This window comes from Pseudoalteromonas sp. TAB23 (assembly GCF_000498075.1).
Taxonomy (GTDB): domain Bacteria; phylum Pseudomonadota; class Gammaproteobacteria; order Enterobacterales; family Alteromonadaceae; genus Pseudoalteromonas; species Pseudoalteromonas arctica.
This window is the reverse complement of record NZ_AUTP01000280.1, coordinates 24,536-48,685: the sequence shown is the minus strand read 5'-3', so window position 1 is coordinate 48,685 and position 24,150 is coordinate 24,536. Positions and strand designations below refer to the sequence as shown.

General features: G+C 39.6%; 22 protein-coding genes and 5 tRNA genes. 10 read left to right on the top strand and 17 right to left on the bottom strand.

Annotated elements, in window-relative coordinates:
• The 5 genes from L654_RS0117560 to L654_RS0117540 all read left to right on the top strand — a co-directional run.
• On the top strand, positions 1-507 hold a 507-nt coding region (locus tag L654_RS0117560), incomplete at its 5' end, for an ABC transporter permease (protein ID WP_024595335.1).
• The gene (locus L654_RS0117555) at positions 494-1,387 is read left to right on the top strand and encodes an ABC transporter permease subunit (RefSeq protein ID WP_007580954.1); all 894 of its coding nucleotides are present in this window, start codon (positions 494-496) and stop codon (positions 1,385-1,387) included. The genes L654_RS0117560 and L654_RS0117555, both read left to right, overlap by 14 nt.
• Entirely contained in the window at positions 1,388-2,380 is a 993-nt protein-coding gene (locus tag L654_RS0117550) for an oligopeptide/dipeptide ABC transporter ATP-binding protein (protein ID WP_007580952.1), read from the top strand.
• A complete protein-coding gene (locus tag L654_RS0117545; protein ID WP_024608618.1) occupies positions 2,380-3,141 on the top strand; it encodes an ABC transporter ATP-binding protein in 762 nt (253 codons plus the stop codon). Before L654_RS0117550 ends, L654_RS0117545 begins: the two co-directional genes overlap by 1 nt.
• An 85-nt stretch (positions 3,142-3,226) precedes the next feature.
• The gene (locus tag L654_RS0117540) at positions 3,227-3,718 is read left to right on the top strand and encodes a VOC family protein (RefSeq protein WP_024608617.1); all 492 of its coding nucleotides are present in this window, start codon (positions 3,227-3,229) and stop codon (positions 3,716-3,718) included.
• Between the two features lie 108 nt (positions 3,719-3,826).
• Here L654_RS0117540 and L654_RS0117535 read toward each other — a convergent pair whose 3' ends face one another.
• From L654_RS0117535 to L654_RS0117485, 11 genes are all read right to left on the bottom strand, one after another.
• Entirely contained in the window at positions 3,827-5,728 is a 1,902-nt protein-coding gene (locus L654_RS0117535) for a SurA N-terminal domain-containing protein (protein WP_024608616.1), read from the bottom strand.
• Between the two features lie 171 nt (positions 5,729-5,899).
• Positions 5,900-6,190, bottom strand: a complete 291-nt coding sequence (locus tag L654_RS0117530) for an HU family DNA-binding protein (RefSeq protein WP_157823336.1) — start codon at positions 6,188-6,190, stop codon at positions 5,900-5,902.
• 183 nt (positions 6,191-6,373) lie between these two features.
• Positions 6,374-8,743 (bottom strand): endopeptidase La, encoded by a 2,370-nt coding sequence (lon, locus tag L654_RS0117525; protein WP_024608615.1) that lies wholly within the window; start codon positions 8,741-8,743, stop codon positions 6,374-6,376.
• Between the two features lie 151 nt (positions 8,744-8,894).
• Complete coding sequence (clpX, locus tag L654_RS0117520; RefSeq protein ID WP_002958344.1) at positions 8,895-10,178, bottom strand: ATP-dependent protease ATP-binding subunit ClpX; 1,284 nt, start codon at positions 10,176-10,178, stop codon at positions 8,895-8,897.
• Positions 10,179-10,313: 135 nt separating this feature from the next.
• A complete protein-coding gene (gene clpP / locus L654_RS0117515; RefSeq protein ID WP_024590978.1) occupies positions 10,314-10,931 on the bottom strand; it encodes an ATP-dependent Clp endopeptidase proteolytic subunit ClpP in 618 nt (205 codons plus the stop codon).
• A gap of 164 nt (positions 10,932-11,095) precedes the next feature.
• Positions 11,096-12,400, bottom strand: coding sequence for a trigger factor (gene tig, locus L654_RS0117510; RefSeq protein ID WP_024608614.1), 1,305 nt, complete (start codon positions 12,398-12,400; stop codon positions 11,096-11,098).
• 378 nt (positions 12,401-12,778) lie between these two features.
• Positions 12,779-12,855: transfer RNA gene (locus L654_RS0117505), tRNA-Pro, on the bottom strand.
• Positions 12,856-12,925: 70 nt separating this feature from the next.
• Positions 12,926-13,002, bottom strand: a tRNA-Pro gene (locus tag L654_RS0117500).
• Positions 13,003-13,016: 14 nt separating this feature from the next.
• A tRNA-His gene (locus tag L654_RS0117495) sits at positions 13,017-13,092 on the bottom strand.
• 23 nt (positions 13,093-13,115) lie between these two features.
• Positions 13,116-13,192: transfer RNA gene (locus L654_RS0117490), tRNA-Arg, on the bottom strand.
• 55 nt (positions 13,193-13,247) lie between these two features.
• A tRNA-Pro gene (locus L654_RS0117485) sits at positions 13,248-13,324 on the bottom strand.
• A gap of 352 nt (positions 13,325-13,676) precedes the next feature.
• Between L654_RS0117485 and folD the strand changes: the two genes are divergently transcribed.
• Positions 13,677-14,531 carry a bifunctional methylenetetrahydrofolate dehydrogenase/methenyltetrahydrofolate cyclohydrolase FolD gene (gene folD, locus L654_RS0117475; RefSeq protein WP_002958348.1) on the top strand — a complete coding sequence of 285 codons (855 nt, stop codon included), beginning with the start codon at positions 13,677-13,679 and terminating at the stop codon, positions 14,529-14,531.
• Between the two features lie 72 nt (positions 14,532-14,603).
• On the opposite strand, the gene cysS is transcribed toward folD, so the two are convergent.
• The gene (cysS, locus tag L654_RS0117470) at positions 14,604-15,983 is read right to left on the bottom strand and encodes a cysteine--tRNA ligase (RefSeq protein WP_024608613.1); all 1,380 of its coding nucleotides are present in this window, start codon (positions 15,981-15,983) and stop codon (positions 14,604-14,606) included.
• Between the two features lie 155 nt (positions 15,984-16,138).
• On the opposite strand from cysS, the gene L654_RS0117465 reads away from it, so the two are divergent.
• From L654_RS0117465 to L654_RS0117455, 3 genes are all read left to right on the top strand, one after another.
• Positions 16,139-16,630, top strand: coding sequence for a peptidylprolyl isomerase (locus tag L654_RS0117465; RefSeq protein ID WP_007580931.1), 492 nt, complete (start codon positions 16,139-16,141; stop codon positions 16,628-16,630).
• Positions 16,631-16,717: 87 nt separating this feature from the next.
• A complete protein-coding gene (locus L654_RS0117460; protein ID WP_007580929.1) occupies positions 16,718-17,455 on the top strand; it encodes a UDP-2,3-diacylglucosamine diphosphatase in 738 nt (245 codons plus the stop codon).
• Between the two features lie 54 nt (positions 17,456-17,509).
• Positions 17,510-18,295 carry a transporter substrate-binding domain-containing protein gene (locus L654_RS0117455; protein ID WP_007580927.1) on the top strand — a complete coding sequence of 262 codons (786 nt, stop codon included), beginning with the start codon at positions 17,510-17,512 and terminating at the stop codon, positions 18,293-18,295.
• Here L654_RS0117455 and miaE read toward each other — a convergent pair.
• Positions 18,292-19,059, bottom strand: a complete 768-nt coding sequence (miaE, locus tag L654_RS0117450; RefSeq protein WP_024608612.1) for a tRNA isopentenyl-2-thiomethyl-A-37 hydroxylase MiaE — start codon at positions 19,057-19,059, stop codon at positions 18,292-18,294. The two genes, L654_RS0117455 and miaE, sit on opposite strands and share 4 nt — an antisense overlap.
• A 206-nt stretch (positions 19,060-19,265) precedes the next feature.
• On the opposite strand from miaE, the gene L654_RS0117445 reads away from it, so the two are divergent.
• Positions 19,266-19,865 carry a Yip1 family protein gene (locus L654_RS0117445; RefSeq protein WP_007580923.1) on the top strand — a complete coding sequence of 200 codons (600 nt, stop codon included), beginning with the start codon at positions 19,266-19,268 and terminating at the stop codon, positions 19,863-19,865.
• Positions 19,866-19,981: 116 nt separating this feature from the next.
• Here L654_RS0117445 and purF read toward each other — a convergent pair whose 3' ends face one another.
• From purF to folC, 4 genes are all read right to left on the bottom strand, one after another.
• Entirely contained in the window at positions 19,982-21,508 is a 1,527-nt protein-coding gene (gene purF / locus L654_RS0117440; protein WP_007580920.1) for an amidophosphoribosyltransferase, read from the bottom strand.
• Positions 21,509-21,526: 18 nt separating this feature from the next.
• Positions 21,527-22,021: a CvpA family protein gene (locus L654_RS0117435; RefSeq protein ID WP_007376853.1), complete on the bottom strand. Its 495-nt coding sequence runs from the start codon at positions 22,019-22,021 to the stop codon at positions 21,527-21,529.
• A gap of 195 nt (positions 22,022-22,216) precedes the next feature.
• Positions 22,217-22,858 (bottom strand): SPOR domain-containing protein, encoded by a 642-nt coding sequence (locus L654_RS0117430; protein ID WP_024608611.1) that lies wholly within the window; start codon positions 22,856-22,858, stop codon positions 22,217-22,219.
• Between the two features lie 11 nt (positions 22,859-22,869).
• Positions 22,870-24,135: a bifunctional tetrahydrofolate synthase/dihydrofolate synthase gene (gene folC / locus L654_RS0117425; protein ID WP_024608610.1), complete on the bottom strand. Its 1,266-nt coding sequence runs from the start codon at positions 24,133-24,135 to the stop codon at positions 22,870-22,872.
• Between the last annotated feature and the right edge of the window lie 15 nt (positions 24,136-24,150).

Sequence of the window (24,150 nt, the reverse complement as noted above, 5' to 3'; positions counted from 1 at the left end):
CCCGCCAGTACTGGTTTTATTTTAATTGATATTGCACTGGCTGGCTTTCCATATAAAGGAATGGCCTTTGTTGATGCGCTGCGCCATTTAACACTTCCGACTATTGTACTGGCGATGTATCCAACCACTGTATTAGTGCGCTTTACTCGCGAGTCTATGCTTAAAGTAATGGATCAAAACTTTATTAAAACAGCTAGGGCAAAAGGCCTTAACCGCCGCCAACTTATCATGCACCATGCACTGCGTAATGCATTACTGCCGGTAATTAAGCAAATTGGTTTGCAATTTAGTACGCTAATAACGCTTGCGATGATTACCGAAGTTATTTTTTCGTGGCCGGGTATTGGCCGATGGTTAATCGATAGTATTTATCAGCGTGACTTCCCTGCAATTCAAGGCGGGTTAATGGCAGTGTCTTTATTTGTTATTTTAGCTTCTATTACAGCTGAGCTTACTTACACTTTATTCGATCCACTCTCGCGGAATCAGGCCCATGGCAAAGTTTAATTTATTTTCTGAAGAGTCGAATAAATCGCCACTGGCGCGATTTTGGCGAAAGTTTAAAAATAACCACCCTGCTTTGGTTGGTTTATGGATATTTATGGCGTTTGCACTATTAGCCGCCACCGCTCCTTTTTTAGCCCCGTATGGTGTAAACCAACAACACACTGATGCACTGCTTATTCCGCCATCGTGGCGAGAAATGGGCGATGTACGCTTTCTTTTAGGTACCGATGATTTAGGCCGTGATGTACTCTCGCGCTTAATGAATGGTGCTACGTATACGTTTGGCCTCTCTGTTGTAGCCGCCCTAATCACGACTATTTTTGGTGTGTTAGTGGGTACTTTTGCAGGGATTAGTAAAGGGCTGCGTTCAAGCTTTTTAAATCACTTGCTTGATATAACGCTTTCTATTCCTTCTTTGTTACTGGCAATAATAATAATCGCCATACTCGGCCCGGGTTTAATGAATACCGTATGGGCAATTATTTTAGCATTACTGCCGCAGTTTATTCACTCAGTGCGTAACCTGATTGTTGATGAATTAAGTAAAGACTACATTACTGCGTTTAGACTAGATGGTGCGTCTAATTGGCATATTATATCGCGTGGTATTTTTCCTAATATTTATGAGCATATTGTGGTTATATTCACGATGGCGCTATCTACCGCTATATTAGATATTTCAGCACTGGGATTTTTAAAATTAGGGGCTCAGCCACCGACGACCGAATGGGGCGCAATATTAGCCGAAAACCTAGGCCTCATTTATTTAGCACCGTGGACTGTAGCGCTACCTGGTATACTGTTATTTTTAGCCGTGTTATCTACTAATTTAGTAGGCGATGGCCTGCGACAAGTGCTAAAAGCACGTAAGGCTGATTAAATGCAATTACTCGATGTTCGTAACTTAACAATTGAACTACGTACCTCTGAAACTGTAATTAGAGCCGTAGACAGAGTGAGCTTTAGCTTAAAAGAAGGCGAAGTACATGCGCTTGTGGGCGAGTCTGGCTCTGGTAAAAGCCTAATAGCAAAAGCGATTATTGGTGTATTGAACGAACGCTGGGATATTACTGCCGACCGTATTCATTGGCGCGGCGTAGACTTAATGCGTTTAAGTCCAGAGAAACGCCGTAAAATAGTAAGCCAAGATATAGCGATGATCTATCAAGATCCAAGTCGCTGCCTTGACCCAACCGCTAAAATATTTGACCAAATTGCCGAAACATTGCCAGAGATCGCAACTAAAGGTTTCTTTTTAAAGCGCAACCGCGAGAGAAAAGACAGAGTAAAAGCGCTTATTCATAAAGTGGGCATTAAAAACCACGAAGCAGTATTAAGTAGTTACCCTCATGAGCTCTCAGAGGGCGTATGTCAAAAAGTAATGATTGCGATGGCCATTGCTCGCACGCCTAAGTTATTAATAGCTGATGAGCCAACTACAGCACTTGAGAGCACAACTCGCGCACAAGTATTTAGACTACTAAAAAGCTTAAACCAACTTAAAAACATGTCTATTTTGATGATCTCTCATGAACTTGAAGAGATTGCACATTGGTCGCATGGCATTCATGTTTTATATTGCGGGCAAATGGTTGAAGCAGGCCCAACCCATGAAATATTTAAACAGCCTCGCCATCCATACACGCAAGCATTACTAAAAAGCTTGCCAGACTACGAACAAGGTTTAGCGCATAAAGAACCTTTTTATGCACTTAAAGGGACTATCCCTACCCTGCAACACTTGCCTATTGGCTGCCGCCTCGGGCCGCGTTGTCCGCAAGCACAAAAAGCCTGCGTGGTAACTCCCACCCTTACTAAGCATCATGGTCATAGTTATGCGTGCCATTTTCCGTTAATTAAGGACATGAAATAATGCAGCCACTGTTAAAAGTACAAGCGCTATCAAAAACATTCAATGTGCGAGCAGGGCTTTTTTCACGTAAAAAGTTTGAAGTACTTAAAAATATTTCGTTTTGTGTCGGTAAAGGCGAAAGTATTGCCATAATTGGTGAAACAGGTGCAGGTAAAAGTACATTAGCAAAACTACTTTCAGGAGCTGATACTGCTGATAGCGGGCAAATTTTGCTCGAGAATAATATTATCGAAGATAATGGCGTACGCGATAATCAATGCCGGGATATTCGTATGATTTTTCAAGATTCAGCTGCATCGCTCAACCCGGGGTTGACCATTGGCGAAATGCTTGATGATTGCCTGCAATATAATACTGAGCTTGATGCTAGTGAACGCACTGAAAAGATCGATGCAACGCTTTCAAAGGTGGGTTTGTTAATCGATCATAAATACTACTACCCGCATATGTTTAGTGTGGGGCAACTACAGCGTGTTGCGTTTTCTCGTGCATTAATTTTAGATCCTAAGGTGATTGTGCTTGATGAAGCCGTTTCGTCTTTAGACCCTTCTATACGCGCGCAAATAGTGAATTTATTACTTAAGCTGCAGCGCGACACAGGCCTTACGTATGTGATGATCACCCATCATTTAAGTCTAGTGCGCCACATCAGTGATTATGTGGTTGTACTCGATAAAGGCGAAGTAGTTGAATACGGCCCTACTGAAGATGTTTTTCAAAACCCCCAATCAAAAGTAACGCAGCGATTACTTAGCTGCTAAACGCAGCCTAGCGTGTAATGTAATCTCCTTTATGAAGGTCTTTGTTAAATGCGCAATTTAACAACTAAAACCATAAAGAGGATCTATGCTAAAAAAAACATTACTCACAGGCATTTCATCATTAGCGTTACTACTGCTATCAACAACCTCAATAGCTGACGAAAACTCTAGCTCTAAAAGTTGGGTTGGTGGCGTTGATCATTTAGGTTTAACCGTATCAAACTTAAATGCATCCAAAGCATTTTTTACTGATGTACTTGGTTTTAAAACGCTAGGAAGTGATCCAACCTACCCCGCTTATTTTTTATCAAACAATAAAATAACCATTACATTATGGCGCGTAAAAAATGATGAAAAACGTGTGGAGTTTAATCGGGCAGAAAATGTGGGCTTACACCATTTAGCACTCAGTGTAGAAAGTATCAAAAAGTTAAGCGAGCTACATACACACTTAAAAATGCAAAATAATATTATTATAGAGTTTGCACCAGAAAACTTAGGTAAAGGTCCAACCCAACATATGATGATAAGAGAGCCTAGCGGCAATCGAATTGAGTTTATTGCCAGAGGTAATTAATACCAATCCGCAATAATACTTAATTAAGCGAATTGGTAATGTACCAACTTTATTTAAGACAATAAAAAAGGCGCTTTAAAAGCGCCTTTCTTTATGAGCTAAAATTAATTATTCAACAGTTTGTGTAGCCGTTGGTAAGTTAAGTTCAGCATTGGCTTTAAGCGCTTCAATAAATACCATGTAGTTTTTATTAGCTTGCGCCATAGTAATGCTTTGTTTTGCTTGAGGGTCAATATTAGCTGCAACTTGTGCATCTGTTACCGACTTAAGCGCAACAATTGCTGCATCACCATTATTTAAATTAACAAGCTCAACTACCGCAGAACCTGCTGGGTGAGCCATTTTAAATGTTTGAGTCACAATAGCAGGTGAAACAGTGTAGCTTTGACGTGTTAACTGCGCTTCTTGGCGAAGTGTTAAGCTCTGCTCGTTAGCTACATCGTTTAAGCTCTTACCTGCTTGTACTTCTGCAAATAAGCTACGCGCTTTTTCTTTAGCAAGCTCAGATGATTTTTCATTAACTAAACGCGCTTTAATTTGCTCGCTTACTTCATCCAGCGCTTTAGTAGCAGCAGGTTTATGCTCGTTAATACGAACAATAATTGCATGCTCCTCACCAAGCTCAATAACTTCAGAGTTTACTTTATCTTCAAGTAAATCAACTGATGTTAGTGCTGTTACAACTGCAGGGCTGTTTAAAGGCTCTGGTAGAGCATTAAGTGCTAAAAGAGGTGTAGATTTAACTTCAACTTCAGCAACTTCTGCAGCGTCGTCTAAGCGGTCTGAAATTTCAAATGCAAGTGCGCCCATTTCTGTTTGCTTTTCGTAAAATGCATCTACTTTTTCAGCTTGTTCTAATTCAGCACGTAAGTCAGCTTTAACATCGTCATACGCTTTAACTTGTTGTGGTTGAATGTCTGTAAGTTTAATTATGTGATAACCAAACTCAGAAGCAACAACCTCAGAAATGTCACCTTTGTTTTGCAGTGCGAAAGTCGCATCTTCAAATGCAGGGTCCATTACGTCACGTTCAATCCATTCAAGGTCGCCGCCCATTTCGCCACTAACGATATCGTCAGATGATGATTCTGCTAACTCAGCAAAGTCTGCACCTTGCTCTAGTTGTGCATGAAGTGCATTGGCTTTTTCTTTTGCTGCATCATCGTCTTCACTGTTATCAATTAAGATATGTGATACGCGACGTTTTTCAGGTTCTATGTACTGCGCTTTGTTTTGCTCGTAATAGGCTTTAACGTCATCCTCGGTTACCGATTCAACATTAATACCTGCTGCTCTAAGCTCAATATAACTTACTGAAATAAGCTCTGGAGATAAAAATTGTGATGCGTTTAGCTCGTAGTAGTCAGACACTTCTTGCTCTGATACTTCTACGTCCGCGGCTAGCGCTTCTTTATTAATGACTAAGTAGTCAATACTACGAGTTTGCTGCTGTAGAGCAATTGCGCTTTTGAGCTCGCTCTCTAGGGCAAAGTCTGTACCTGCAACAGCTGATACAACCTGACTACGTGTCATATCTTTACGTAAGTATTCACGAAAAGCATCTGGTTGAAAGTTCATTTGACGAATTACTTGTAAGTAACGATCGTTATTAAACTTTTCACCAATTTGAAAGTACGGTAGCTCTAAAATTGTTTTACGTACACTTTCGTCGCTTACGCGAAGGCCTAAATCAGCCGCTAGCTGTGATTGCAATTCTTGTTGTACTAAGCGGTCAACTACACCTTGGCGAATTTGCGCCATGTAATTTGGATCAGCGGCAATTTGTGTAAAATATTCACCAAATTGTTGCTCTAAACGGCTACGTTCATTTTGGTAAGCACGGTTAAAATCGGTTTGACTAATTTTAATTCCATTTACTTCAGCAACGGGTTGTTCTGTGGTTTGACCTAAGTAACTACCGATCCCTGCTAAGGCAAAAGATAAAATCACCGCGCCTAAAATTATTTTGGCTACAGGTCCTTGCGAACCTTCTCTGATTTTCTCAAGCATTTGTTTATCTCTTTTTGATCAAGGTATTTTACCTTGTCACATGTAAAAAAAGCGTATCTTACCAGATACGCTTTTTCACTTGAAGTAACTGGCGGTAAAGTTACTTAATTCATCTGTTGTGGTGAATCAGTAACTTTACACTCGCCATAACTAATGTGTTTAAAACAGTGATTAGTTTACTGCGTCTTTAAGCGCTTTACCGGCTTTGAAAGCTGGAATAGTTGCAGCAGCAATTTGGATTGTTTCACCAGTTTGCGGGTTACGGCCTGAACGTGCAGCACGGTCACGTACTGAGAAAGTACCAAAACCAACAAGTGCAACTGAGTCGCCTTCTTTTAGCGCGCCAGATACAGATTCGATGAATGAATCTAGTGCACGACCTGCAGCCGCTTTAGAAATGTCAGCATCAGCTGCGATTTGATCGATTAATTGAGATTTATTCACAATATCATCCTCTTTCATTGTTATTATCAAGAGCGATGGTTTTTTAAACTAACATCACTTTTTTGAAAATTGTAGAGCAAACATTTAATGCTCACATGATTATATTTTTCTTAAGCCTACGCCCCATAAGGGCTAGGCTTGAAAACCAGTGCTTAACTTATCATACCGTTTAGATTTGAAAAGCCCTAAAAAGCACTTTTTTTAGCTTTTTTCTTGGTTTTTAGGTGTTTCGACCGAAAAACTCTCAACAGGATGCACTAAAGCAAGCTTTAACACCTCGTCAATCCAAGTAACTGGGTGAATATCAAGACCTGCCAGCACGTTGTCTGGTATCTCTTTTAAGTCACGTTCGTTAATTTTTGGAATGATTACTGTTTTAATTCCACCACGATGCGCCGCCAATAATTTCTCTTTTAAGCCACCAATAGGAAGTACTTCACCACGTAGCGTAATTTCACCGGTCATTGCAACATCTGCTCGTACAGGGTTACCCGTCAAGCTAGATACAAGACCTGTTACCATTGCTGCGCCCGCACTAGGACCATCTTTCGGTGTTGCGCCCTCTGGTACGTGAACGTGAATATCACGTTTTTCGTAAAAGTCGCTATTAATACGAAATGTATCTGCGCGATTACGTACTACCGTCATTGCCGCTTGAATCGACTCTTGCATCACATCGCCCAGTGAACCGGTATAAGTAAGTTTACCTTTACCTGGTACAGCCGCACATTCGATTGTTAGCAAATCACCGCCAACTTCTGTCCATGCTAAACCTGTAACTTGACCAATACGGTCGCCATCTTCAGCTTTACCATAATCAAAGCGTTGCACACCTAAAAAGTCTTCTAGGTTATCTTGATTGATAGTCACTGTTTTAGTGTCTTTTTCAAGTAAGATATTTTTAACTGCTTTACGGCATAGTTTTGAGATTTCGCGCTCTAAGTTACGTACACCCGCTTCACGTGTGTAGTAACGAATAATGCCAATAATTGCACTATCTTCGATAACTATTTCAGACTCTTTTAAGCCGTTACGTTTTACTTGTTTAGTAATTAAGTGCTCTTTTGCAATGTTTAGCTTTTCATCTTCGGTGTAACCCGATAAGCGAATAACTTCCATACGGTCTAGTAATGGGCCCGGAATGTTAAAGCTGTTTGATGTTGCTACAAACATAACATCAGATAAATCGTAATCTACTTCAAGGTAATGATCAGCAAAGTGGCTGTTTTGCTCAGGATCAAGCACTTCTAATAGTGCTGATGCTGGGTCGCCACGCATGTCTGATGACATTTTATCGATTTCATCTAACAAAAATAATGGATTTTTAACGCCCACTTTTGTCATGTTTTGAATTAGCTTACCTGGCATTGAACCAATATATGTACGACGATGACCACGAATCTCAGCTTCATCACGTACGCCACCAAGCGCCATACGCACATACTTACGACCAGTTGAACGCGCTATAGATTGCCCAAGTGATGTTTTACCAACACCTGGTGGCCCAACTAAACATAAAATTGGCCCTTTAAGCTTATTAGTACGCTGTTGTACCGCGAGGTACTCAATAATGCGTTCTTTTACTTTATCTAAGCCGTGGTGATCGCTATCAAGAATTTTTTGCGCGCCCGCTAAGTCTTTTTTCACTTTAGAGCGTTTTTTCCATGGCACATTAATTAATGTGTCAATGTATGAACGCACTACAGTCGCTTCTGCAGACATTGGCGACATCATCTTAAGCTTGTTAAGCTCTGTCGTCGCTTTGTCTTGTGCTTCTGTTGGCATACCCGATTCTTCGATGCGTTTTTTAAGTGCTTCAAATTCGTCAGGTACATCGTCAAGCTCACCCAGCTCTTTTTGAATGGCTTTCATTTGCTCATTGAGGTAATACTCGCGCTGAGACTTTTCCATCTGCTTTTTAACGCGGGTACGAATTTTCTTCTCAACTTGCAGTAAGTCTATTTCGCCTTCCATTAATGCCATTAAATATTCAAGACGTTCTGTAACACTTGAAATTTCTAGCACTTTTTGCTTTTCAGGTACTTTAAGCGGCATATGAGCTGCCATTGTATCGGCAAGGCGTGCTGGCTCATCAATACCTGAAACTGAAGTTAGTACTTCAGGTGGAATTTTTTTGTTTAGCTTTACATAGCCTTCAAACTGGCTAATTGCGCTACGAATAAAAATATCTTGTTCTTTCTCGTCTACCGAATCAGATTCAATAAATTGAGCATTAGCAACAAAAAAGTCATCGTTATCTACAAATTCTTCAATTTGTGCGCGCTGTGTACCTTCAACTAAAACTTTAACTGTACCGTCTGGTAATTTTAATAACTGAAGTACAGTGGCAATAGTACCGATACGATAAATATCATCTTGCTCTGGTTCATCTACAGTTGCATCTTTTTGTGCAACCAAGAAAATTTGTTTGTCTTTGTCCATTGCCGCTTCTAGGCATTTTATTGATTTTTCACGGCCAACAAAAAGCGGGATCACCATGTGCGGGTATACCACAACATCGCGCAGTGCAAGGACTGGGATTTCGACTCGGTCGGTTCTCTCAAGCGTCATTATAGTTTCTCTTCGCACTTCATTTATTTTAAAGATTACTCAAGTATATGGGGATAACCTAATTAAAGTTCAACAATTTTCCCATACTCGATTAAATTAATTATAAAAAAAGGAGCCTAAGGCTCCTTTTTTCATTCAAATAGCTTAAAAACTATTCTGATGCAGCTTTATCTTGTTTATTATTTTCATAAATCAAGATTGGGTCTGACTCACCTTTAATAACGGTTTCATCAATAACCACTTTGCTTACGTCATCCATTGAAGGAAGTTCGTACATAGTATCAAGTAACACACCTTCAACGATTGAACGAAGACCACGTGCACCTGTTTTACGCTCCATTGCTTTGTGGGCAATTGCAGCTAAGGCATCATCGCGAAACTCAAGTTCAACGTCTTCCATACCAAACAATACTGAGAACTGTTTAGTAATCGCGTTTTTAGGTTCACTCAATATTTGCACAAGAGCAGCTTCGTCAAGTTCTGTTAACGTAGCAACTACTGGCAAACGACCTATAAACTCAGGAATTAAGCCGTATTTAACTAAATCTTCTGGTTCTACGTCTTTAAATGTTTCACTTAAAGAACGACTCGCCGCAGATTCTTTTACGCTAACGCCAAAACCGATACCGGTATTTTTATGGCTACGTTGCTCAATTACTTTATCTAGGCCTGAAAATGCACCACCACAAATAAACAAGATTTTAGACGTATCTACTTGTAAAAACTCTTGTTGTGGATGTTTACGACCACCTTGCGGTGGAACAGAAGCAACGGTGCCTTCAATCAGTTTAAGTAGCGCCTGTTGAACGCCCTCACCCGATACATCACGTGTAATTGACGGGTTATCTGATTTACGAGAAATTTTGTCAATTTCATCAATGTAAACAATGCCACGTTGCGCTTTTTCAACATCGTAATCGCATTTTTGTAAAAGCTTTTGAATGATGTTTTCAACATCTTCACCTACATAACCTGCTTCGGTTAATGTAGTGGCATCGGCCATAGTAAACGGCACATCAAGTAGACGCGCTAATGTTTCTGCAAGTAATGTTTTACCACTACCTGTTGGGCCGATAAGCAAAATATTACTTTTACTTAATTCAATGTCTTGCTTAGTCGATTGGTTACGTAGGCGTTTATAATGGTTATAAACGGCAACAGACAATACTTTTTTAGCATGATCTTGACCAATAACATAATCGTCTAAGTGTTTACGAATTTCTTTTGGTACAGGTAGTTTGTCAGACGTATCATGCTTAGGAGCAATGTCTTTGATCTCTTCCCTGATAATATCGTTACACAACTCTACACATTCATCACAAACGTATACTGAAGGGCCTGCAATTAATTTACGCACTTCATGTTGGCTTTTGCCACAAAAAGAGCAGTATAACAATTTATTACTTTTGTCGCCGTCTGTAGGAGTGTCAGACATTCAGCTACCTCATTTTATTACGTTGGCCACCAAAACTGTTGGCGGCTATTTCAATACGCTTTAACTATACCAAAATTTATTAGTTTTCGCATAGTAACTCAAAGTGGCAAACAGGCAATCCTGCTCGCCAAGCGCTTACTTTTTGTCGCGATTTGTAAACACAGAGTCTACCAAGCCGTAATCTACAGCTTGCGTGGCACTCATAAAGTTATCACGATCTGTGTCTTTAGAGATAATATCTAATGGTTGGCCTGTATGCTCAGCCATTAAGCGATTAAGCTTAGCTTTAATAGACAGAATTTCTTTAGCATGTATTTCAAAGTCAGATGCTTGACCTTGGAAACCACCTAATGGTTGGTGAATCATCACACGTGAGTTTGGTAGGCAAAAACGCTTACCTTTAGCGCCAGCAGTAAGTAAAAAAGCACCCATGCTTGCAGCTTGACCTACACATATTGTACTTACATCTGGTTTGATGAAGTTCATTGTGTCGTAAATAGCCATACCCGCAGTTACTGAACCACCTGGTGAGTTGATGTATAAAAAGATATCTTTATCAGGATTTTCTGATTCTAAAAATAGCATTTGCGCTAAAATCAGATTTGCCATGTTGTCTTCAACTTGACCTGTTAAAAAGATAATACGCTCTTTTAATAATCTCGAATAAATATCATACGAGCGCTCGCCTTTCGGTGTTTGTTCAACAACCATTGGGACCAATGCATTTAGGGGATCTGTAATACCAGTATTCATACTTATTTAATTCCTTATGCGCTTATACTTATCCTTATTATAAGGAAGCATAGTTATCGTTTTTCGCAAATTTAGAGCCAAAAACTAAAATGGCCCGGGCACGCTGTATAAACAGAGTAGCACGAGCCATTTAATCGTTAGCGAGAGCTTAAGTCAATGACTTATTAAGCACCTTGCTGTGGATTCATGATGTCATCAAATGCTTTTTCAACATCAGTAACAACTGCTTTAGCTAAAATAGCTTCAACAGCTTGCTCTTCCATTGCTACATTACGCATTTGCTGCATAAGTTGATCATTACCTTTGTAGTATTCTACTACTTCAGTTGGATCTTCGTATGCAGAAGCTACCGTTGCGATTAATGCTTCAACTTTAGCGTCATCAACTTTAATCTCGTTAGCTTTAATCACTTCACCTAATAAAAGGCCAGTTTTAACACGTGTTACAGCTTGCTCGTGGAACAATTCAGCTGGAAGCTCTGGCATGTTTTGAGCGTCGCCGCCAAAACGTTGAGCTGCTTGCTGACGTAGAGCATCAACTTCTTGATCAACAAGTGCTTTAGGCACTTCGATTTCGTTGTTAGCTAAAAGACCTTTGATTGCTTGGTCTTTAACGCTTGCTTTAACCGCTTGGTCTAGCTCACGTGTCATGTTCTTTTTAACTTCTTCTTTAAGCGCGTCTACTCCGCCTTCGGTAACACCGAATTTAGTTGCAAACTCTTCGCTTAATTCTGGTAATTCTTGCGCTTCAACTTTTTTCACTGTGATAGTGAATTGAGCCGCTTTACCTTTTAAGTTTTCAGCGTGGTAATCATCAGGGAAAGTTACATCAGCAACTACTTCTTCGCCTGCTTTTTTACCTACGATGTTATCTTCAAAACCTGGGATCATACGACCTTGGCCAAGTTCTAATGGGAAGTCTTCAGCTTTGCCGCCTTCAAATACTTCACCGTCGATAGTACCTACGAAATCAATTGTTACACGGTCGTTTTCGCCAGCAGCTGCATCAACATCAGCCCACGCTGCGTGTTGCTTACGAAGTGTTTCTAGCATGTTAGCTAAATCTTCGTCAGTCACTGTTACCGCTGGTTTCTCAACAGTAATTTTATCTAAACCTTGAACTTCAACTTCAGGGTAAACTTCAAACGTTGCTGAGAATTCTAAATCTTTACCTGCTTCAAGTGATTTAGGTGCGAATGTAGGCGCGCCAGCTGGATTGATTTTTTCAGAAACGATTGCTTCAATGTAATTACGTTGCATTACTTCGCCAGCAACTTCTTGACGAACTGCAGGGCCAAAACGCTTGTTAATTACAGATACTGGAACTTTACCAGCACGGAAACCATCTATACGCTGTGTTTTTGACAGTTGTTGTAGGCGTTTTTTTACTTCGGTCTCAACGTTCTCTGAAGGAACGGTGATAGTTATACGGCGCTCAAGGCCTTGGGTCGTCTCAACAGAAACTTGCATGATTTACCTCAATATTCAATTTTGGCGACTGTTCGCCTTCCTTTACAAACAAAGTGATCTGCATGAGTCTTGATAAAGTTTAAGCGGTTTTTCACACTTAAAAGCATCCGTCGCTACCATGAGATACCATTGCTGCTTTGCCCTTCGGGCACTATGTTAAACAATAGACGCGGCATTATAACCTAATATTTATGATAGTCGAGTATAGGGGGCAATTATTTGGACTAGATAAGGGACTATAGAGACTAACTGAATAAAAAACAGGCTAACTAGACATTGAATGGATTAAAGTAGAAATTATTTAATAGAATTATAGGCTAACAGATTTAGATTTATAACTTAGAGGAATTTACTTATTATTCTTATTAGATAAGAAAATGGTCGGCGATGCAGGATTTGAACCTGCGACCCCTTGGACCCAAACCAAGTGCGCTACCAAACTGCGCTAATCGCCGACATTGAAGAGTTAACTTCTTTTTTCATACTGAACACTTAAACTGAGAGTTTAAGACCATTTTAAGAAAATGGTCGGCGATGCAGGATTTGAACCTGCGACCCCTTGGACCCAAACCAAGTGCGCTACCAAACTGCGCTAATCGCCGATATTCGTTGTAAATGGGGTGACTGATGGGGCTCGAACCCACGACAACCGGAATCACAATCCGGGGCTCTACCAACTGAGCTACAATCACCGCTATATTTACATGTTTTCAAATGGTGCACCCAGAAGGATTCGAACCTTCGACCCACGCCTTAGAAGGGCGTTGCTCTATCCAGCTGAGCTATGGGCGCATCGAAAACTTCATAGTTTACCAATAAGCTATTCGATTATAATAAATTATAAAAATGGTCGGCGATGCAGGATTTGAACCTGCGACCCCTTGGACCCAAACCAAGTGCGCTACCAAACTGCGCTAATCGCCGAAACTTATTATTGTTAGCGAGTGACCTCGTTGACAACGGGGTGCATAATAGTGATTTGACGGGGTTAGGTCAAACGTTTTTTTAATAAAACCAATCAAGTGCTCATTTTTAGTGCACAATGGTTAAATATTACAATAGTAGGCTGAAATTTAAACTATTTAATAACTCAAATGTTATATACATTAAAAGCAACTTGGCGCTGCTATGCTTTTCTGCGAAAATAGTAGGCACATTATAAAACGAGTTAAATAAAGAGTATGTTTTCTTTATTAGCATTTTTACCCCTATTTTATTATGCATTCGTTTTTAGAGTATCGGTATCTAGTTAATTAACCCCAATTAAAGGTCACCCATGACGGCAAACATCATTGATGGTAAGGCAATCGCAAAACAAGTACGTAGCGCTGTAGCAGAACGCGTAAGTGAACGTGTAGCAAATGGTTTACGTGCACCAGGACTTGCAGTAGTACTTGTTGGACTTGATCCAGCAAGCCAAGTTTATGTTGGTTCAAAACGTAAAGCCTGTGAAGAAGTAGGTTTTATATCCAAATCATTTGATTTACCAGCAGACACGCAAGAGCAAACTCTTTTAGATTTAATTGACGAGCTAAATAATGATGCCGAAGTTGATGGAATTTTAGTGCAGTTACCACTGCCAAAAGGTCTTGATGCTGAAAAGATTTTAGAACGCATTACCCCACATAAAGATGTTGATGGATTTCATCCATATAACATTGGTCGATTAGCACAGCGTATGCCTGCCCTTCGCCCATGTACCCCTAAAGGTATTATTACATTACTTGATTCAACGGGTGTACGTTATAAAGGGATGCATGCAGTTGTCGTTGGCGCGTCAAATATTGTTGGTCGTCCAATGTCGTTAGAGCTTTTATTGGCGGGTTGTACTACCACAGTATGCCATAAGTTTACTCAAGACTTAGAAACGCATGTTCGCCGCGCTGACTTATTAGTTGTGGCTGTAGGTAAACCTGAATTTATACCTGGAGATTGGATAAAAGAAGGCGCTATAGTCATCGATGTAGGCATTAACCGTTTAGACACGGGTAAATTAGTTGGTGATGTTCAATACAGTGTGGCTGAACAAAAAGCGCATTTTATTACACCTGTACCAGGTGGCGTTGGCCCGATGACGGTCGCGAGCTTAATTGAAAACACACTTGAAGCGTGTGAGAAATATCACAGCTAAGCTGTTAAAAAATCAAAAAAGGGTTGCCATTTGGCAACCCTTTTTTAGTTGAACGTGAATTACTTTAAACGCTTACGCTTTACGCCACGTTGTTTTACCGGCTGAATCTTCAAGTATTACACCTAACGCATTAAGCGCATCACGTGCTTCATCAGCAGCAGCCCAGTTTTTACTTGCACGTGCTTCATTACGTTTCACAATTAATGCTTCAATTGTCGCAACTTCGTCGTCATCTTGCCCGCCTTGTAAAAAGGCTTCCGGTGCTTGTTGAGCAACCCCTAAAACGTTACCAATACTGCGTAATATAAACGCAAGTTGCCCAGCTTGAACTGCGTCACTTTCTTTTACGCGGTTTAATTCTTTAGCAAGTTCGAACAACACAGGTAGTGCTTCTGGTGTATTAAAGTCGTCATTCATTGCTTTTCTAAATTTAGCAACAAACTCATTACCTTCTAAATCGCACTCTACCGGTTCGACATCACGAAGCGCTGTATAAATGCGCTCAAGTGATGAACGCGCTTGGTCTAAATTTTCTTGTGAGTAATTTAGTTGGCTGCGGTAATGACCTGAAATTAAAAAGTAACGAACAGATTCAGCATCGTATGCTTTTAAAACTTCACGCACTGTAAAGAAGTTATCTAACGACTTAGACATTTTTTCTTTGTTTACTTGAACCATGCCAGTATGTATCCATGTATTTACATACTTGCCGTTGTTTGCACAGCACGATTGGGCAATTTCGTTTTCATGATGTGGAAACTGTAAATCAGACCCCCCACCGTGAATATCAAAATGCTCACCTAAGTGCTTTGAGCTCATTGCCGAACATTCAATATGCCAACCCGGACGCCCTTCACCCCAAGGTGATGACCATGATGGTTCACCTGCTTTTGCTTTTTTCCATAACACAAAATCAAGTGGATCGTCTTTATCTTGCGCCACTTCAACGCGAGAACCTGATTGCAACATAGTTAAATCTTGCTGAGAAAGTGCACCGTATTGCTCAAACGTTGATACATCAAACAAAACATCGCCGTCGGCTGCAACATAGGCATGGCCTTTTTCAATCAAGCGCTTAACCATAACGATAATTTCGTCCATATGGCTTGTAACTGTTGGCTCAATATCTGGGCGTAGCATATTTAGGCTATCAAAATCTTCATGCATCGCTTTAGTCATGCGCACAGTTAAGTCGTTTATTGACTCACCATTTTCGTTCGCACGTTTAATTATTTTATCGTCGATATCTGTAATGTTACGTACATATTTTAAATCGTAACCAATATGGCGTAAGTAGCGCACAATAACGTCAAAACCTACAAAAGTACGAGCGTGTCCAATATGGCAGTAATCATAAATGGTGATACCACACACATACATGTCGATTTTTCCTTCGACCATAGGTTTAAATTGCTCTTTTTGTCGCGTGAGTGTGTTGTATATATTTACCATTTACTTTGAGTCCTTGACTATTTACTTGAACAGTTATGTTACCACTTGAAAAGCCCCTGCTCTAGCGCTTTATAACAAACCAAACATCTACTTTGTTAATCTTAGCCAACTACGATAAAATAGCGCCAATATTTAAACCGGACATAGGAAAACACATGGTTGTTCTACACACGAATTTTGGTGACATCACCATTAAAATGTTTGAGCAAGAAGCTCCAAACACAGTTAAAAACTTTTTAGAGTATGCAAATGCTGATTTTTTCAACGGCACTATCTTTCATCGTGTAATCGATGGTTTTATGGTTCAAGGCGGTGGTTTTGTTCCAGGTATGGAACAAAAAGAAGTAAACGACCCAATTCAGAATGAAGCTAATAATGGCCTGTCTAATAAAGTAGGCACTTTAGCTATGGCACGTACACCTGATCCTCATTCAGCTACAGCACAGTTTTTCATTAACGTGAACAACAACGACTTTTTAAACCACAGCAGCGAAACATCGCAAGGTTGGGGTTATTGTGTTTTTGCTGAAGTAGTAGAAGGCATGGACGTAGTAAATAAGATTAAAGCAGTTGCAACAGGTAGTACTGGTTTTCACCAAGACGTACCTCTTGAAGATGTGATCATCGAAAGCGTTACTGTTAACTAGTAACGTTTACTCATATTATGTGAGTATATAAGCGGGTGTATACTATTAGTATATGCCCGTTTTTTTAAAACTAGAATAGACTGACCTATGACTCGCCAAACTTACTTTATTGCAGATTTACACCTAAGCGAAAACCGCCCCGACATTAGCGCTGCATTTTTTGACTTTTTAAATACACATATATTAAATAAAGATGTAGATGCACTTTATATTTTGGGTGATTTTTTTGAAGTATGGGTTGGAGATGACTACATTACTGCACTGAGTGCCGATGTAGCAAAACATTTAAGCGCCGTTAATGATGGTGGCACACCTGTTTATTTTATACATGGCAATCGTGATTTCATTATGCGCAAGCAATATGCCGACATGGCCGCAATGACATTACTCGATGAACAAACGGTCATTGATTTATATGGCACGCCTACCGTTATTTTACATGGCGACGAAATGTGCACTCAAGACACTGAATATCAAAACTTTCGTAAAAAGAGCCGTGGTTGGTGGTGGCCAAAATTGATGCTTGCAATGCCGCTTTGGTATCGTAAAAAAATAGCGCGTAATGCCCGCGAAAAAAGTAAGTTAAGCCAAGCTGATAAACCTATCGAAATTTTAGACGTTGTCGATGAGGCTGTACTTGCCACCTTTGCCAAACATAACGTTACGAATATGATTCATGGTCATACTCATCGCCCTAATGTTCATACGTATAAAGTTAATGAACAAACACTTACTCGCACAGTGCTAGGTGACTGGTATACCCAAGGCTCTTATTTAGTCGTTACCCCTCAATCACAAGAATTAATTAGCACGCCTTTCGCATAATTTAAAATTCTGACTATTATTTATCTATATATATGAATAATAGTGAGAGGTTGAATGATTAAGCTGTTAATTTTCATCGTAGTAATTGCCATTCCTACACAAGTATTTAGCAAGCAAACATGGCAAATTGTTACAGAAAACTACCCTCCCTATTTTAGCGAAAACCTACCTAGTAATGGCTGGCTATATGAAATAGCCGAATCAGCTCTTAAAACGCAAGGTATTAATAGCGAAGCCGAGTTTACGACCTGGGACCGCGCCCTAAAGCTATTAGAAAAAAACAGAAAAACCGCTATTTTAGGTGCTTTTTATTCATTAAAAAGAAATGAAGTTTTTTACTACTCTCGTCCACTTGCAGTTGCTCACTCAGGAGTTTTCAAACGAAAAGAGAGTGTTATTAATTTCGATGGTACAGTTCAATCATTAACACCTTATAGTATTGGCACAGAAGACAATGCCGTTGTAAGCCAAGAGTTTGCTAGAAATAGGGAGCTGGCAATAACGTCCACTAAAAGCCTTCCTACAAGCTTATATTTACTACAACAAGGGCGTATTGATTTAGTCGCGGGTACTAAAGAGGTTGGAAATTATTGGCTTGAACACACTAAAACCGAAGATTCAGATGATAATAATATTGAGTACTTATCGCCAGATCTTGCTTCTCATAAACTATATTTAGTTGTCTCTAAATCAAATTATAGAGCCAAAGAATACTTACAAAAATTTAATAGAGGAATTGATATAATAACTAAAAATGGATGCATTGCTAAAATTATGAAAAAACATAATTTCAGCAATCAGAAAATAGCAGAGTATATTAATTTCTTAAAAGAAAATTAGCTTTGCGCTATTGGAACACCGCTGTGAAATTTAAAATCAGTATCGGTTGTAGAAATTAGCTCTTTTTCTTTTTCACCAAAAAAGTTTACGCGTTCGGTAATATCAAAATCAGCAATTTCTTGCGCTAAAGTTAAATAATCTTGGTAATGACGCGCTTCTGAACGTAACAACGAAATATAAAAATCACCTAAACGTTTGTCAACATGCGGTGCAAGCTTTGCAAAACGCTCACACGAACGCGCCTCAATATAAGCGCCTACTATTAGCTTATCGACTAATGCATCGGGCTCGAACGTTTTAACATGACGGAGCATGCCTTTTGCGTAACGACATGGTGTAATGCTTTGATACTCTACACCGTACTCGTCCATAATTTCGAGCACTTGATAAAAGTGATGCAGCTCTTCTTTTATCAGCAAAACCATTTTATCGATTAGACCTTGCCCGTATGGAGAACTCGATTTAGGAATTATTGATTTAGTGAGCTTATTTTTAGCAGCCAGATCGCGCCAATTCCCTTCTCGCTTGTAAATAAGCGTTTCAAATGGCTTTAGCCACTCGAGTAATGCATCACTACCCTCTTTATCTACCGCGTATTTACGTATTAAAAACATCGCACTTTGAGCTGCTTTTAATTCACAAATTAAGTGATCTATTAAAATGACTGATAAGTTTTCTTTTTTAATTGCTTGCTCCACCCATTGCTCTGGGGTGGTACACAATAAAAAGTTATTAATCGGCTCTAAAAGTTGGCTATGTGGCACGTTGACTGCTCATTACTAAATAAATTTGATAGACCGTTATTTTAACACGAAATTTTGCTTGGGATAAATCAAAGCCCTTATCTGCGTCTAAATGTTAATAACGAGTTAACTTGACTTTGCAAAATAAGTGAACCATAACTGTACATAGACTGTATAAAAATAAACCAACCAAAACAATAATACGTTCCTTTTATGGAGTAAGTACTATGATACTAAATCACCTCTGGGGCATTTATGCTCACCCACTTGAAGAATGGCAAACAATAGATAATCGCCATGAAAGTTTAACCTATAGTTTGTCGCATATTTTACTGATTGCTTTATTTCCTTCAATAATGGGCTACTACTCATCTGTTTATTTAGGATGGAGTATAGGTGCAGGCAATCCCGTATTTTTAACGCACGATAGTGCACTGCTAATTGCAGGTGCAATGTATTTTGCTTTAATAGCGGGTGTTTTTGCATTGGCGTATTTAGCCCATTGGATGGCGGTTACATTTGGCTCTAAACCTACATTTACACAAACACTTGAACTTGCAGCATATACTGCAACACCAGTGTTTATGTCGGCACTCGCCGCTTTTTGGCCTGTACTTTGGTTTGTAGTGTGTATTGGAATTATTGCACTGGCTTACTCGGTTTATTTACTCTATACCGGCGTACCAATACTTATGCATATCCCAGAAGAGCGCGGCTTTATTTACGCCAGCTCGGTAGTAACGTGTGGATTAATATTACTGGTTATTATTTTAGCTGTAACAGCTATGCTTTGGACTAATGGGATTGTTAGCCCAATGTTTACTTAATAAATTTCACCTAAAAAAAGAGTCATGTTTGATAGAAATGTTCCCTTTCTTTCCTTCGCAAAAAAGGAGCTAATTAGCTCCTTTTTTTTGTGTAACGACTTTTTATTAACTAATCATTAATCAGCTTCGTTTTCGTCTTGGTTGTGTATTTCTAAACCTGAAGACATCGCACTTTCTCGGGTGCTTTTTGCTGAATCGTTACGTAGCTTATCAATACGATTTAAATAGTTTTGATCAATATCGCCAGTAATATATTGGCCATCAAATACTGAAGTTTCAAACTTAGTAATTTCAGGATTTTCTTGGCTAACCGCAGCAATTAAATCTTTTAACGATTGAAAGATTAAACCGTCAGAACCAATACTTGCATTAATATCTTCTACTTCACGTCCGTGAGCAATAAGCTCAGCGGCTGAAGGCATATCAATACCGTACACATTAGGGAAGCGTATTTCAGGTGCCGCTGATGCAAAGTAAACGTTTTTAGCGCCAGACTCTCGGGCCATTTCAACAATTTGTGCTGATGTTGTACCACGAACAATTGAGTCATCAACTAATAATACGTTTTTACCTTTAAACTCGCGATCAATTGCGTTTAGCTTTTGACGCACTGATTTTTTACGCATCTCTTGGCCAGGCATGATAAATGTACGACCAATATAACGGTTTTTAACAAAACCTTGGCGATACGGTAAATCAAGTACACGTGCGATTTCCAGTGCTACATCACATGAAGTTTCTGGGATTGGGATAACTACATCAATATCTTTGTCAGCCCATTCACGTGCAATTTTTTCGCCTAGTTTAGTCCCCATGTTTACGCGTGTTGCGTACACAGACATACGGTCTATTGTTGAGTCAGGTCGAGCAAAATAAACAAATTCAAAAATACACGGCGAGTAAGATGCCTTATCAGCACAACTAAGTGAATGGAATTCACCTTCTTCTGTAACATATATAGCTTCACCAGGGGCTACATCACGTACAAACTCAAAACCGTCCGGTTTCAACGCAACGCTTTCTGAGGCAAACATGTACTCAGTACCTTTTTCGGTTTCGCGTTTACCAAATACAAGTGGGCGAATACCATTAGGGTCGCGAAAAGCAACAATGCCGTGGCCGATAATCATAGCAATAGTTGCATAACCACCGCTTACTTTATTGTTTACTTCGGTTACCGCAGTAAAAATATCTTCAGGGTCTAAATGCAACTTATCAGATTTGCTTAATTCATGTGCCATGATATTAAGTAAAATTTCAGAGTCTGATGTTGTATTAACGTGACGACGTGCTTCTGAGAATAACTGCTCTTTTAAAGCTTCTGCATTAGTAAGGTTGCCATTATGGGCAAGTGCTATACCAAACGGTGAGTTAACATAAAAAGGCTGTGCTTCAGATGAGCTTGAAGATCCTGCTGTAGGATAGCGCACATGGCCAAGACCAATTGTACCTTGTAGTCGTTTCATATGACGTGTGTGAAAGGCATCTTTCACTAAGCCATTTGCTTTGCGCAAGCTAAACGTATTATTCTCAATGGTAATGATACCCGCGGCATCTTGACCACGGTGCTGCAAAACAGTTAAGCCATCATAAATCGCCTGATTCACAGGGGATGTTCCGACTATTCCAACGATACCACACATGTAATTTATCCTCGCCGATTAACGGTTTACTGAATTTAAAAAGCTCGAGTTGTTTTCTAGGTACGAAAAGAACCATTCAACAACAAAGCCAAATTCTGGAATCAAAATAGAATTGCCCCACCAGTGCGTATTGGGTGCACCAGTAAAAGCATCAAGAAAGAAGAGTAACGCGCTCACGACCAACACGCCTCGTAGAGCACCAAACACTATGCCAAAAACACGGTCGGTACCCGATAAACCAGTACGATGTACAAGCTCACCTAAAATATAGTTTAGTAAACCGCCTAACAGTAGCGTCGCAAAGAATAATATGGCTATGGCCGCAGCATTTCTTAAAAGGGGTTCAGAAATGGTTGTTAGGAAGGAAGCTAAATATTGGTAAAATAAGCTAGAGATGATAAAGGCGCCAGCCCATACCGCTAATGACATTGCTTCTTTTACAAAGCCGCGTATTAAACCGATGATGGTAGACAATGCAATGATGCCAATAATGGCGTAATCAACCCAGATCATAAGAACCAATTAGTCGCTAATTTGGGGCGCATTCTATACCCAAACATCGTTAGTATGCAAGTTTAAACGGGAGATTACTGGGTTGTAGTCAATACAAAAAATTAACATTATAGAATGGGTATTGCGGGCGAGTGATAATCATAAAAACAAATATTAATAAATAAAAAAGGCTTGTTATACAAGCCTTTTTTATAATTATTTTGTTACTTCGTATTGCGTAACTTTACCATTTAATTTAGTAAGCTTTTTAAGCTGGGGGAGCTGCTTTTGTAATTCACTTTTATCAAGTGAAGGGCCAACAAATACTTTGGTTAATGTCCCATTTGGGGTTTTAATCGGTTTAGTAAACGTTTTAAACCCTTCAACTTTTAATTTAGCCTGTAATGCTTTTACATTTGCAACATGTGAAAAACTACCTAATTGAATAACGTAAGCCATACTTGTTAGGTTTTCATCACTTTTACGAGGCGCAATAGGTTTTGGTTTAGCCTGAACCGGTGCCTTAGTGATCGGTGTAGCTTTGGGTTCAATAGTCGCTTCAACAACTTTATTCTCTACAGCGTAGTCACTCTCATCCATAGCGTTTTGCTGCTCAAAAGCTTCATCGTCAGCTTGAATATCTTCAATTTCATCTTGTTTTAGTGGCTCAGCGTTAGCAACATTTTCATCAATTGACTCTTGAAGATCGATTGTTTTGAACTCAGGGCGATCAGGTATCGCTTTAAAGCCCTCTTTATAATGCACTTTTTCGCCATCGAGTATATTAGGGATAAACACAATTGCTGCGATCACTACTATACTTGTTCCGACTAAGCGATTAATAAAACTTGAGTTCACCGACATCCTCTCTATTTTTTAAAGTAATTAATAGCGCCGGCCACTGTAAAAAATGAACCAAATACAATCAACATAGTATCACTTTGTTGTTTTGGTAAAATTACACTCAGTGCCTGTGCCACACTATCATAGCTATTGATAGTATTATGATGAGATATACCCTGCAGCGCATTTTGTAAATTACTTGCAGTGTCGCCTCGCGGACCACTTAAGCTCGCTAATGACCACTCATCGACCAAGTGACTTACTTCTTTAAGTACACCCACTTTATCTTTATCAGCAAGCATAGCGGCTAATGCATGAATTTTAAAGCCTTTATCTTTATAGCTTGATAACTTATTGGCTAAATAACGCGCCGACTCAGGGTTATGTGCTACATCGGTAAAGACTAAAGGCTCAGCGCTTAACTGCTGAAACCGCCCTTCTACAACTAAATTAGCGAGGCAACTTCGTATGACTTGCTCACTTGGTAATAAGTTTAAAACGCTTAGCGCAGTTAACGCCGTTGCTGCATTTTGACACGGTATTGCTGGCTTATCTATTACAAGATTATGTTCTTTATATTGCCAATTAAAGCTCTCAGCATTCTCTTTGAAAATAAAGTCACTGCCCGACAACGTCATATTGGCATTAATTTCTTTGCCGTAATCAGTCATTGTGTGAGGAATATTCAAATCCCCTATAATAGCAGGCGTATTTTCACGAAAAATACCGGCTTTATCATAAGCCACTAACTCTCGTGTATTACCTAGGTACTCTTTATGATCTAAATCGATAGTGGTGATCACGCTTGCAAAGGGAGTTACTATATTTGTAGCATCAAAGCGCCCGCCTAGACCAACCTCTAGTAATACATAATCGACCTTACAGCGTTTAAAAATTGCCAACGCACCCAAAGTACCATATTCAAAATAAGTCAAAGGAGTGTCTTTACGGCCTTGCTCAAGCTGGTGAAAAGCATCTATATGGAATTGGTCTGCCAGTTCTTCGCCATTAACTCGTACACGCTCGTTATAACGAATTAAATGAGGAGATGCGTAAGTACCCACGCTAAAACCTTGCGCTAGCAATAGCGACTCTAAGCAACGTGCAGTGGTGCCCTTACCGTTTGTACCGGCAATAAGAATAATTTTACTTGGAGTGTTTAAAAGGCCAATATTGTTGGCAACATTAGCAACTCGTTCTAGGCCCATTGCAATGTTAGCTGGGTGAACACTTTCTAAATAAAAAAGCCAATCATCAAGGCTTGATGATTGGCTAGGAATTGTTTTTGTCATAGCGTGTAATCAGTA